A 12665-nucleotide genomic window follows, 5' to 3' on the forward strand; every position below is an offset into this window, starting at 1 on the left:
CCCTAAATTCGGCAAAATATTTATCTTTGCGGCCTCCAAAGGAACTTACGTACATGATAGCAGTAAATAATATAACCCTGGCCTACGGGAAACGGGTGTTGTTCGACGAGGTTAACCTAAAATTCACAAAGGGCAATTGCTACGGCGTGATCGGGGCGAATGGTGCAGGGAAAAGTACATTTCTAAAGATCCTGAGTGGGGAGATAGACCCCAACAAGGGGACCGTCGATATTACGCCTGGCGAACGCATGGCGGTATTGAAACAGAACCACTTCGAATTCGATAACTATACCGTCCTGGAAACCGTGCTCATCGGCTATAAGAAGCTGTGGGAGGTAATGAAGGAACGGGAAGCCATTTATGCCAAAGACGACTTCAGCGAGGCTGACGGCATGCGTGCCGGGGAACTGGAGGCCGAATTTGGCGAAATGGGTGGGTATACCGCCGACAGCGACGCAGGCACCCTCCTCGGGGAGGTCGGCGTACCCGATGAATTCCACGCGACGCTGATGAAGGACCTGCCCGGCAACCTCAAACTCCGCGTCCTGCTCGCCCAGGCCCTGTATGGTAACCCCGACATCCTCTTACTGGACGAACCGACCAACGACCTCGACGTGACCACCATCGGCTGGCTCGAAAACTTCCTGGCCGACTACGAAAACATCGTCATCGTCGTCAGTCACGACCGTCACTTCCTCGACGCCGTTTGTACGCACTCCGTGGACGTCGACCGTCAGAAGATCAAGATCTATACGGGGAACTACAGCTTCTGGTACGAAAGCTCCCAGCTCGCCGCCCGGCAGATGTCCGATAAGAACAAAAAGACCGAGGAAAAGCGCAGGGAGCTCATGGACTTTATCGCCCGGTTCAGCGCCAACGCCTCCAAGTCCAAACAGGCCACCTCCCGGAAAAAGGCCCTGGAAAAGCTCGTCATCGAAGACATTCAGCCCTCTTCCCGCAAATACCCCGGCATCATCTTCAAACAGGACCGCGAGGTCGGCAACCAGATCCTCAACGTCAACGGCCTCACCAAACAAGCCGACGACGGCCCCTTGTTCAGCGGCGCCACCTTCTCCGTATCGAAAAACGACAAGATCGCCTTTTTGTCCAGGGACCACCGCGCCCTCACGTCCTTTTTCGACATCATCAACGGCGACGCCAAACCGGATACCGGCACCCTCGAATGGGGCACCACCATCACCAAGGCTTACTTGCCCAACGACAACACCGCCTTTTTCAAAAACAACCTCCCCCTTCTCGACTGGCTTCGTCAGTTCGTACCGGCTAACGTCACCGACGTCGACGAGGACTTCCTCCGCGGCTTTTTTGGCAAGATGCTCTTTAGCGGAGACGAGGTCCGTAAAAATACCTCCGTCCTCAGTGGGGGCGAAAAGGTTCGTTGCATGATCAGCCGGATGATGCTCCAAAACCCCAACGTGGTCATCCTCGACGAGCCGACCAACCACCTCGACCTCGAAAGCATCACGTCCTTCAACGACTCGATGATCGACTTCAAGGGTGTCGTCCTCTTCACCACCCACGACCACCAGTTTATGCAAACCGTTGCCAACCGCATCATCGAGCTGACCCCGAAGGGGATCATCGACCGTCTGATGACGTACGACGAGTACCTGGAGGACGCGCGCGTGGCAGCGCTCCGCGCAGAGATGTACGCCTAGAGGGCTGGCTCCTCGCGTCTTGCCGCCACGGTCGCGCCGCCGCGGGGCGGGCCACACGTCGCGGCTTCGCCGTCCGCGAGGGGGGCACGCAATAAAGTTTGGCTGTCAGCCGTTTAGGAGGAAAGTACCTCTGAAAATGAAGCATTGCCTTGTCTTGTGCCTTCTGGCCCTTTGTTGTACCCTTGTCTTGCCCGTAGCCGCCCAAAGTTTCGATGATACCTATCAGAATGCCGTCGGCATCCATTTCGGATGGTGGCGCGGTGTGGCCCTTTCCCTAAAGCATTTTATCAATGATGACGCGGCCCTCGAAGCCCGGGCTTCTCTTTGGAAATATGGAGGGGAGGTGTGTGTGCTTTACCAGTTCTACGGGGATGTTCCGGACATCGACGGCCTTCGGTGGTACGCCGGCGGGGGCGCCCACGTCGGCCAATACAACCTGGCCTGGGCCAAATACAATCCCAGTGAACTAAACCGGTGGTACCTGGGACCGGACGGGGTTGCGGGTATGGACTATAAATTCCAGGGGGCCCCGATCGATATGAGTTTCGACGTACAGCCCCGGATGTACTTTCCCGTCGGTTGGGTCGATTTGTGGGGAGGAATAGGGGTACGGTTCGCCTTTTAGCGAGCGGCGCCGCCACCGGCTCACGGGCGCCACTGCCGCGGGCCCGCGCGGGCGCAATAAATGGCCCTCACGGGCCGTTTAGAGGGAAATCCCACAGACCATGAGGTATTTCGTATTGGCTGCCCTTCTGGCGGCCTGTTGCACCTTTGCGCATCCGGCGGCGGCACAGGAAGCGGCCCAGGGCGGTGACCAGACGTACCAGAACGCCGTGGGCGTAACCTTCGGCTGGTGGAACGGGGCGTCCCTTTCCCTGAAGCACTTTATTAAGGACGACGCAGCCATCGAAGTCAGGGCGTCCTTTTACCAATACGGGGGTGAGTTGTGCGGCCTTTACCAGTTTTACGGGGACTTTGGCAACGTGGCCGGGCTGCGGTGGTATGCCGGGGGTGGGGCCCACGCGGGGGCGTACAACAACCGTTGGACAAAAAACTATCCAAGCCGGCCCGACGGGGTCTATCTTGGACCGGACGGGGTCTTGGGGGTAGACTATAAGTTTGACAGCGCGCCGATCGACCTGAGCTTTGATATCCAACCCCGTGTGGACATCCCAGGGGGGTATTTCAATGTATGGGGCGGGTTAGGGGTGCGGTTCGCGTTTTAGACCGCCAAAGGCTCCCGATACGGGAGTGTGGTTTTGGGCGCTTTGCCTTATTTTCGCGGATACATGAAAGATTTTCTGTTATCCGTCATTGACTGGTTTTATCCGCCCTTCCGTCGCGTCATGCCTTTGCAGACGTTTCGCTACGCCGCTTGCGGCGGAGCCAATACCTTATTGGACCTGTGCCTGTTTTTCATCAGCTATAATTACATCCTTCACCAGCAGATCGTCCACCTGGGTTTTATTACCTTCAAACCCTACGTGGCGGCCCTTTTTATGGCTTTTTGCGTGAGCTTCCCGACGGGTTTTTTCCTGATGCGGTATATCGTATTCCCGGGGTCGGACCTGAAGGGGAGGGTACAGTTGTTCCGGTATTTCGTCCTTGTGCTGACCTGTCTTTTCCTAAACTATATCCTGCTTCGTTTCTTTGTGGAAGTTTGCCACCTGTATGCTTCGGTGGCCCGTGCTGTCACGGTGGTGTTTGTAGTGGTCTTTAGCTACCTGAGCCAAAAGCACTTTACCTTCCGCGTCAAGAAACAGTCTACCACGTAAGGTTGTCGACATACACATTGAGCTCTCCGGAGGCCTGGCAACGGATCTCCATTTCCTGTGCCCCTACAGACAGGCGAAGGATGCTGACCCGGTCGAGCTGACCGGTGGTGCGGATCCCGGCGATGATGGGTTGATTCAATTGCGCATTTGCCTTTGTCCTGATTTGTTCCAGGTAATCCCGGATGGGGAATCGGGTATAGTTTTTCAGTTCCTTTAAGATCTTCTTGTTGAACAGCCAGGAGGCGGTCCGGATGAGGACGTTGTTGGTCTGCAGGTGATAATCGAGGTCGGCGATGTCAAGGATCCCGGTGGCGGTGTCCAGGGTGGGCACGCCGCTGAGGTAGAAGGTGCCGCTTTGCGCGCCGCTGATCTGGAGGCTGATCCCGAGGTGTCCCTGGTCGAGGGACAATAGGGTGCATTTCTCGATGGTAATAGTGTGGTTGTCTACGGTAAAGGACTGGCGGTCCAGTTGGGTATTGAGGATGGACGACAGAGAGTCATAGTCCAGACGGGCGTCCATATAAATATTGAAGCCATGCCTGGGGGTAAAGTCGCTGAGGTCGGGTACCGCCGTCACCGTGTCCTTGAGTGGGCGGAGGCTGATGAGGGGGCGGCCCGAGATCCCCACGGATAGGTACAGGGTATCGTTCCTGGCCATGAGGTCGCTGATCCGTAGCCGTTCGGGTTGGAGCCGCAGGTAGCCTACATTGTAGAGGCGATAGGTCGACCAGAGTTTTTGCCAAAGCTGTTGAAATTGCGGACGCAGGTTGAGCCGGGCGAGGGTATCCTGGATGCCCCAGCCGGCCGTGTCCATCTGGGCGTTGATGGCGCTCATCACCTGGGTGGTGATGTTTTGCCCCCAGAAACAAACGGTGCACTGATCGATGGGGACGGCGGGCAGACGCGTCACCTTTGCCTGTAGGGTATAGTTGGGCCGCAGGCTGAAACGGGTGGTGAAGCCGACGTCCACCCGTCGCGCGCCTTCGTTGCCAGAACCGCAGGTACAATCAGGTGTCCAGGGGGAATAGGCGGTGGTGCCGTTGCAAAGACGGGTCGACGCACGGATCTGGTAGTAGCCGGTGAAGCGCATGTCCATGCTGTTGCCTAAGGCGGTCAGCCGCAGGTGTCCCCGGCGGAAACGGTACATATACCGGGTGCTGCAGTCTTGTTGGTAGTAGCCGACCGGCCAGCCCGGCGAATGGTACACCATATCCACTTTTTTTTCCAAAATACGATACAAGGCCTTCAGGTTGACACGGATGGGGATGTCGATGTCGCTCATCGGCAGGGTATCCACTGCGGGCCTGATGGTAGTGTCGGTGGGTTTGATCTCCTGTGCAAGGGTAGGGATCGAGAATAGAATGAATAAAATGCTCAGCCTGGTTCTCATAGGGTTGAATTTATACATAATGGGGTAAAAAAAGTTTGATAAATAAAATAATTCAAAAGAATGTTCATGTCCCCCGTTATACCTAGTTGTTTGTTGATGTAATGGGATAGATACCGATGCGATTCGGATGCCGGCATTTCAGAGATAATTCTTTTGCAAAGAGCCATCCATTGGGCCAGCCGCGAAGGAATCGACATTTCCTTTCCTGACCGGCTGGCGCTGATGTCCCGGATGACCTCCATAAAAATGGATCTATTGGCATTCAGCTCGTTTTGCTTAAAGGGTTCGTCTATTGTTTCGCTGGTTAGAAGCCGGCTTTGGTAAACCGGCGAATAATGCGCCATTTCCTTGCCGCCGTATGGACATAGGGTCACCAATAGCGAAATGTGTAAGTAATAGGCGGTCATTAGAATGGTTTCCTCTTCGATGTCGTTTTCCGGTAGCGCTTGCAGCATTATATCGGAGATGGCTCTTTCAATGTGATGATCAGAGGTGCTTGCCTCATACAGACCAAATTGGATCGTGTTGCAGGGGAACGGCATAAATATCCCCTTCACGGGTAGCCCGGTTTCCGACGGGACGAGGCCGGCAGAGGAGAAAAAAGATTGAAAATAATCTCTCGCATGCAACGCCAGATCCCCGGCCCGGTCTTCTTCCGCCAGGAATGCCAGCCTGATATTTTCACCTCCCTGGTAGTTCAACCCGATCTGGTAGGATAAGATGTCCCCTTCGGTAATAAAGGGCTTAATGCCTGTATTGAATACACCATTCCAGTGTTTCCTACGGCAGAATAAAGAAGTCACCAGCCAGACGGTCTTTCCTTGCATGGTTAAAATTTTTGAAAATGATATCTCTGCCAAAGCCAAGAGGGTTCACCATTATTTTTTTCGTTTCAAGGTTTTGTTCCATGATCGACCTGCTGGCAAGAAGGTGACGGAAGCGGACGGCATCCTGAACGATCCCCGGATCACTTACAGGAAAATAGCTTTCAAAGGAAAAACGGGTGCCGGTGTCGGGATAGAAAAGCATTTTGTCCTGGCTGCCGTTCCAGTTCCAACGCCCGGTATTCCAATGTTGTTCTTTCAGGCTGAATTCAAACCTGCTATTTCTAGGGGTATAGGCAAAGATGGGATTGTCCGCATCAATGGAGTAATTGTCAATAATGGTTCCCTCCTCAAACCGGCTGTCTTTATAAAGAAAAATGATTTTTGTGATTGCCGGCGAGCAATAATGGATATATACGCTATCCAGATGGCCGGTCAATTTGCCGGTCGAATATCTTTCTTCGTCGCTATGGGCGATGAATTCCAAAAAGGAAGGGTCTTCTATCAGTACACGCCTCACCCCCGACATTTCCAGGCGATTGATAAAGTCATAATCTTCGAATCCATAATTGCCCATGCTTTCGTCAAAGCCGTTCACACTTAGGAAATCTGATTTTTTCACACAGACTTTTCCCATCACGTCGCCGGGGGGACGATGGTTTCCTTTGGTTTTGAAGAAGTCGATGGGGGTCAATACGATGTTATTCCCCTTCTCGAATGCATCATGGACATAATGCGCATAGTTCCTGCCAGTGTAATGATCTGCATTGATACTGCAGACAATGTCCCCGGTGGCCAATGTAAAGGCCACATTTTTTGAATGACTATGGTTAAAGACCGCCGGCGAATACGTTCGGTAATAGACGAGCTTCCCCGTGGCGAGATATTCCTGACAATTTTCGTATACCCATTCAGCCATTCCATCCTGGGAATTATAATCCAGCAGGATGAACTCCAGGTCCGGGTAATCCTCATTGTCCCTGATGTTTTGCAACAAGGTTCTTTTCAATTGGTGCAACCTGTTCATACATACGGTGCAAAAAGAAATGTAGGCGGGCATATTGGGTTAATGTAAATATTTTTTCTGAGATTGCTTCCATGCAATACGGACTAATGACATATCCCTCTTTCGGTGGGGTATACAATATTGGAGACTACATTCAAAGCCTGGCTGCTCTGCAGTTCTTGCCACAGGTAGATTGTTTTATCAACAGGGAAGCACTACATCACTTCAAAGATGATCCTGTCAAAATGATCATGAATGGTTGGTTTATGCATATCCCTGAAAATTGGCCTCCTTCTTCGGCGATTGACCCGCTATTTGTCTCTTTTCATATTAATGCCGGTACAAATGGGCGGCTATTGACCAGTTCAGGTGTTGACTACTTTAAGAAGTGGGCATCTGTGGGCTGCCGGGATTTGTACACCTTGAAGTTATTGAAGGATGCGGGCGTTCATGCCTATTTTTCCGGATGCCTGACCACGACACTTGACCTGGATTACACCGCGGATTCAAGGTCGGATAACGTTTATATAGTTGATGCTCAATTTGATGTTCAGACGTTGGGGGTGTTCCTGGACAGGGATCTTTTGGCTACGGCGGAATTTGTCACTCATTTGTATGGGGACGAAGAACCGGAAATAAAACGGTTTGAAAGGGCAGCTGAATTGATTGGCAAGTATGCCCGTGCAAAATTAGTGATCACCTCGCGCCTGCATTGTGCCTTGCCTTGCCTGGCCTTGGGTACACCGGTGTTGTTTCTTCAGTCCGGTTCCGAAGACGAAACCTGTTTTTGCAGATTTGAGGGACTGCTGGAGTTGCTCAATACGATAAGCATCGATTCCGCCGGTGGGGTAACGTCCAACTTTGGTGTCTCACACGGGGACAAAATAGGGCAGAACTGCTGGTGCGCCAATTCAACAAAATACCTGGAACGGGCGGAATTCTTGAAAAGCGAATGCATCAGGTTTATAGGACAAGTATAATAATTAATTAACTGGGTAAGCGGAAATCAGATTGCGCAATAGTGATTTCTTTGTACCCGGCTTATGAATACCCAGGACTGGTTGGCATTTACAAAAGGTGACGATAAAGCCTTCGCCACCCTCTTCTCCGTTTGGTGGGAAGACTGCTACGCATACGCGTTCCGCGTGCTCCGGGACGACCACCACGCCAGGGAGGTTGTCCAGGAGTTGTTTATCCGTTTGTGGACCGTCCGCGCCTCGCTGGCCGACGTCCGAGATCCCAGGGCCTACCTATTCACTGCCCTGCGAAACGGGATTCTGAATATGCTTGCCAGCCGCCGGGACCCTGTTCTTCCCCTGGATGCGGTGAACATGGCTGTAGATGCCGATCCCGTTCATCAAAAGGAGGCCAGGGGTCAAATCCTCTACGCCCTGGAACACCTGCCGGAAAAGACCCGCCGCGTTTTTTATCTCCGTCACTTCGAGGGGCTATCCCCCCGGGAAATCGCATTGGAAACGGGTTCCGCCGAACAAACCGTGCGCAACCAGCTTGCCACCGCGTTTAAAAAACTGCAAGCTATCCTGCTCCACCGTTAAGGAATTATTAACTCCCCGGAGCGATAGTTAACCCCCTGTTTTTTTTTGTCTTTCTCTTGACGATGGAACCCAAAGATGAACATATCCGGTTGCTGCTGCAGCGCTATAAGGATGGACAATGCACGACGGAAGAGCTTGCTTTGCTGCATGCATGGCTGGATGCCCAAACGGCCGGGGCGGAAGGTGAAGCCCCGGTGTTTGGGAGCGCCGGGGACCGGGACCGCACCAGAGAGGCCCTTTGGGCCGCAGTAAACCCCCGCAGGGGACGTGTCGCACAAATGCGTTGGATGTGGGCCGCAGCGGCCATTCTTCTGCTGGGCGTGTCGAGCTGGGTGGCTTATACATTGCGCACACCCGCCGGATGGGATACCTACGCCACGACAGATCAGTCCCGGCTGGTTGCCCTGGCCGACGGCAGTAAGGTTTGGATGGATCATTTTACGACGATCCGGATCGCCAAGGATTTTAAGCGTCGCAGGGACATACAGTTGGACAAGGGCTCGGTGTTTTGCGACGTGGCCCACGATACGGACCATCCTTTCCGCGTGGCGTCCGGGGTTTTTGATGTGCGGGACCTGGGAACGGCTTTCTCGGTCAGCCGGTACGAACGCTGGCAGGGGCTGAAGGTGGCGGTGATCCATGGGATCGTGGAGGTCAGGCATGGCGGTGACGTGGTCGACACCTTATATAAGGAACAGCGGCTGCGGTATACCGATGGCGCCCGGCCGCAGGTGATCAGGGACTCCATAGCGGAAGGCGAAGCGGACGGGTGGATCAGCCACAACATCGTGCTGCACGACCTGACGCTGGAAGAGGTGGCCCAATGGATAGAGATGCACTATGGTCTTCACGTTGTCAACCTGACCCAGGCCTCCGTTCGCACCTACGAAGTACAACTCGACAAGGGCGCCGGCGTCCAGGACATGCTGGATATTCTCAACCTGATTCTGCAGAACAATCATATCGAACTGACCAAAAGTGACACAACCGTCACGATAAGGTCCTCAAACCATCACTAGACATTATGCTACGCAAAAGATCTGATGGGGGACGCCTCGCGTTTCCCCGAAGGGCCCTCCTGTGCCTGATCCTGACTGCTTCGGTCCAAGTCCCCCTGCTGTCGCAGGGCAATCCCTCCCCCAGGGTGGAGGCGCCCGCAACGGCCAGCCTGAAGGAAGTCTTTGAGTACCTGTCCCACCGGTTCGGGTTAAAATTATCCTATGACGCAGCCCTGGCGGGCGCTTACAAGGTGAGTTTCGGTTTCGACAAGGAAACGGACGGCATGGCGGCCTTGCGCAAAGCGCTGGCGCAAACCGACCTGACGTTTACGGAAAAAGGAAGCTACGTTGTCATCGTCAAACGCCCGGCGCCCGGTCATAAAAAGATCGCCGAACAGGCGCAACCCGTTCACGAATTCTCCGGGACTGTCCGGGGCGGCAAAGGAGAAGTCCTGGCCGGCGCCACGGTGCGCATCAAGGGCACCGATCATGCCGTGCTGACGGACGAGACGGGTCGCTTCGACGTCCGTTTTGACGGCCCTTCCGCGGACGTTATGCTGGAGATCAGCATGAGCGGTTACGACCCACAGCTGATAAAGGTCAGCGAAGGCGAGCCCGTCTCTGTGTTGATGAGGATGCGGCCCGCACAACTGGATCCGGTGGTCGTGGTAGGGTATGGCTCGCAAAAAAGGTCGGTGGTATCCGGGGCCGTTACCCAGGTCCAGCTCGACAAACTGGATTCGCGCTCTGTCAACAATATCGGCGACGTCCTCCAGGGCAAAGCGCCGGGTGTCATCGTCACCAACAACGGCGGGGACCCCACCGTGGCGCCCAGCGTGTATATCCGCGGCATGGGCGGGATCAATGGCGAATCCGCCCTGTATGTCGTGGACGGAAGTATCGTCAGCGGAACACCCGCACTCAACCCCAACGAGATCCAATCCATTTCCGTGCTTAAGGACGCCACCGCTTCGATCTACGGGGCAAGGGCTTCAGGGGGTGTTATCTTTATCACCACCAAACGCGGGAGCCAGGACGAACCCAAGGTTTCCTTTGACGTGAAGGTCGGCGTGCAAAGCGCCTGGAGAAAATTGGAGCCCCTGAACGCCCAACAATTTGCGAACGTGGTTAACCTGGCCGACGACAACGCCGTGCCCCAGGTGCCCCGGAATCCCGCATTTAACGCCAGCGTTTATCCCGACGGCCAGGTCACGCGCACGAATTGGATGGACGACATCTTCCAGCACGGGTTGATCCAGGACTATACGGCCGGCGTCAGCGGTGGCAGGGAAAATTCCAACTTCTATATGGGCTTTGGATATCGCAAGACAGATGGCATCCTGCTCAATACCTATAACCAGCGGTTTACTTTTCGCCTGAATTCAGACTGGCAGGTAAAACCCTGGCTGAAGGTAGGGGAGAACATGTCCTTCTCTTCGCTTAACGGGACAGGGGCCAATACGACCGACGACTACCAGGGTGCGATCATCAACGCGATTTTCTATCCGCCCAGCGTCGCTCCGTATACCTCCACGGGCGCCTTTGCCGGTCTGCCCGCTCAATACGCGGGTTCCTACGGGGATGTCATCAACCCCGTAGCTTACCTCAAACGACTGCAAGTGAGCGACCCGGTGTTAACCATTACGCTCAATCCTTACGTGGAAGCCACCATCCTGCCGGGGTTGACGTTCCGCTCCAATTTCTCCTACACCCCTTCTTTTACCTACTATAAAAACTTTACGGATAAAGTACTGGAGATCGGGAAGATCTTTGACTACAACGAGCTGGACCAAAAGGTCGATGATTATGCAGACCTGCTGGCGGAACAGACCCTGACATATAACCATACCTTCAAGGGGGGGCACCACCTGACGTTGACAGGCGGTTACTCCTACCAGGACACCCGGAAAAGTTTTTTGTATGTATATGTACAAGGCTTCAACGATCAAAGCCCGCAATACCAATACGTCCAGAACGGCAGCAATATTCTGACCGGTGGGAACAATACCCAGAGCGGTTTTGAGGAACAGGCGCTTATCTCGAATATCGGCAGGATCAACTATGACTACCGCGGTAAGTACCTGCTGACCCTGATCGGACGGCGGGACGGGACCTCGCTCGTGGCGCAACAGAACCGGTTTAAGAACTATGGTTCCGTCTCCGGGGGCTGGGTCGCTTCCAAAGAATCCTTTTTGAAAGACGCAACCTGGTTGTCAAACCTGAAGCTCAGGGCCAGCTACGGCATCCTGGGGAACCTCGGCAGCCTGCCCGTATCGGCCGTCAACGCCCCCCTGACTCAAACCGTGGGATATATCGGTTCGCCCGCCACGCTGATGACCGGGTATTCCGCCGACTACCTACCCAACCCGAACCTCGACTGGGCGAACTCCAAACAACTCAACCTCGGGATCGACCTGGGGGTCTTGCAAAACAGGTTGACCCTTGTGGCCGACTACTTCATCAAGACCACCGACAATATGCTGCTGCTGGTCCAGACGCCGCCGACAACCGGTGTGGCGTATGGTCAATATCAGAACGGGGGTAGCGACCGGGATAAAGGAATCGAGCTGGGGCTGACCTACAACAGCGACCCCCACGCCGACTTCCAGTATTCGGTCAACGCCAACATTACCTCGGTCACCGACAAACTCCTGGCCCTCCCCGGTGGGCAGACCAATATCCCCACGGATAACCTGATCAACGTCCGGACCATCCTGGACCCGCTGTATATCCATACCGGCTATCCGCTGTATTCCTACTACCTGATCAAGAACGCGGGCACCTTTAAGACACAAGCCGAGATCGACAACTACGTGGACAAAAGCGGGAACAAGATCCAGCCCAATGCCCGCCCCGGTGACCTGAAGTTCGTGGACGCCAATGGGGATGGCAAAATTGACAACAACGACCGCGTGGTGGAAACCGGCGCCTTCCCCAAATTCACCTACGGGTTTAGCTTTAACGCCAGCTACAAACACTTCGACCTGAATATTTTTGCACAAGGCTCGTATGGCAACAAGCTTTTCAATTCCCTGAAGTATACCGCGTACAACGCCGGTACGGGTCAGAACTACAATATGCTGAAGGGTGTCTTGGGCGCCTGGTCACCGGCCAATCCCAACTCCAATATCCCCATCATAAGCGCCAGCGACAACAACGGCAACTTCAGCAATACATCCGACTGGTATCTCGAAAGCGGTTCCTACCTCCGGATCAAAAACGTAACCCTCGGTTATACGCTACCGGAAACCGTCGCCCACCACTTGGGTTTGGCCGGTCTCCGCGTCTACGTGACCTCCAACAACTTCCTGACCTTTACCAAGTACGGCGGTTTCGATCCTGAAGTAGGGATGAACCAATATGGCGTGGACATGGGCCTGTATCCCCAGGCCAGGAGTTTTATGGGTGGTCTTAACGTTAACTTCTAATCCTCTTTT

Annotated in this window: 11 protein-coding genes; 8 read left to right on the plus strand and 3 right to left on the minus strand. The window is 54.2% G+C overall.

Annotation, left to right across the window (positions count from 1 at the left end; all coding sequences use genetic code 11):
• Positions 1-53: 53 nt before the first annotated feature.
• The 4 genes from EDB95_RS09885 (at position 54) to EDB95_RS09900 (ending at position 3454) form a co-directional block, all read left to right on the plus strand.
• The gene (locus EDB95_RS09885; RefSeq protein ID WP_133993128.1) at positions 54-1679 is read left to right on the plus strand and encodes an ABC-F family ATP-binding cassette domain-containing protein; all 1626 of its coding nucleotides are present in this window, start codon (positions 54-56) and stop codon (positions 1677-1679) included.
• 136 nt (positions 1680-1815) lie between these two features.
• The gene (locus EDB95_RS09890; RefSeq protein WP_133993130.1) at positions 1816-2304 is read left to right on the plus strand and encodes a hypothetical protein; all 489 of its coding nucleotides are present in this window, start codon (positions 1816-1818) and stop codon (positions 2302-2304) included.
• Between the two features lie 100 nt (positions 2305-2404).
• On the plus strand, positions 2405-2905 hold the full coding sequence (locus tag EDB95_RS09895; RefSeq protein ID WP_133993132.1) for a hypothetical protein: 501 nt from the start codon (positions 2405-2407) through the stop codon (positions 2903-2905).
• Between the two features lie 63 nt (positions 2906-2968).
• Complete coding sequence (locus EDB95_RS09900; protein WP_133993134.1) at positions 2969-3454, plus strand: GtrA family protein; 486 nt, start codon at positions 2969-2971, stop codon at positions 3452-3454.
• On the opposite strand, the gene EDB95_RS09905 is transcribed toward EDB95_RS09900, so the two are convergent.
• Genes EDB95_RS09905 through EDB95_RS09915 form a run of 3 tightly spaced genes read right to left on the minus strand, consistent with a single transcriptional unit; the run spans position 3444 to position 6728 of the window.
• Positions 3444-4844, minus strand: coding sequence for a DUF4403 family protein (locus EDB95_RS09905; RefSeq protein ID WP_162852537.1), 1401 nt, complete (start codon positions 4842-4844; stop codon positions 3444-3446). The genes EDB95_RS09900 and EDB95_RS09905 overlap by 11 nt on opposite strands.
• Positions 4841-5671 carry a hypothetical protein gene (locus EDB95_RS09910; protein ID WP_133993138.1) on the minus strand — a complete coding sequence of 277 codons (831 nt, stop codon included), beginning with the start codon at positions 5669-5671 and terminating at the stop codon, positions 4841-4843. Before EDB95_RS09910 ends, EDB95_RS09905 begins: the two co-directional genes overlap by 4 nt.
• Positions 5625-6728 (minus strand): glycosyltransferase family 2 protein, encoded by a 1104-nt coding sequence (locus EDB95_RS09915; protein WP_133993140.1) that lies wholly within the window; start codon positions 6726-6728, stop codon positions 5625-5627. The genes EDB95_RS09910 and EDB95_RS09915 overlap by 47 nt, the downstream gene beginning before the upstream one ends.
• Positions 6729-6766: 38 nt before the next feature.
• On the opposite strand from EDB95_RS09915, the gene EDB95_RS09920 reads away from it, so the two are divergent.
• The 4 genes from EDB95_RS09920 (at position 6767) to EDB95_RS09935 (ending at position 12656) form a co-directional block, all read left to right on the plus strand.
• Positions 6767-7654 (plus strand): polysaccharide pyruvyl transferase family protein, encoded by an 888-nt coding sequence (locus EDB95_RS09920; protein ID WP_133993142.1) that lies wholly within the window; start codon positions 6767-6769, stop codon positions 7652-7654.
• A 63-nt stretch (positions 7655-7717) separates the two neighbouring features.
• Entirely contained in the window at positions 7718-8230 is a 513-nt protein-coding gene (locus tag EDB95_RS09925) for an RNA polymerase sigma factor (protein WP_133993144.1), read from the plus strand.
• Positions 8231-8292: 62 nt separating this feature from the next.
• Entirely contained in the window at positions 8293-9249 is a 957-nt protein-coding gene (locus tag EDB95_RS09930) for a FecR family protein (protein ID WP_133993146.1), read from the plus strand.
• A 5-nt stretch (positions 9250-9254) separates the two neighbouring features.
• Positions 9255-12656 carry a SusC/RagA family TonB-linked outer membrane protein gene (locus tag EDB95_RS09935; RefSeq protein ID WP_133993148.1) on the plus strand — a complete coding sequence of 1134 codons (3402 nt, stop codon included), beginning with the start codon at positions 9255-9257 and terminating at the stop codon, positions 12654-12656.
• Positions 12657-12665: the final 9 nt, after the last annotated feature.

This window comes from Dinghuibacter silviterrae, from assembly GCF_004366355.1.
GTDB lineage: Bacteria > Bacteroidota > Bacteroidia > Chitinophagales > Chitinophagaceae > Dinghuibacter > Dinghuibacter silviterrae.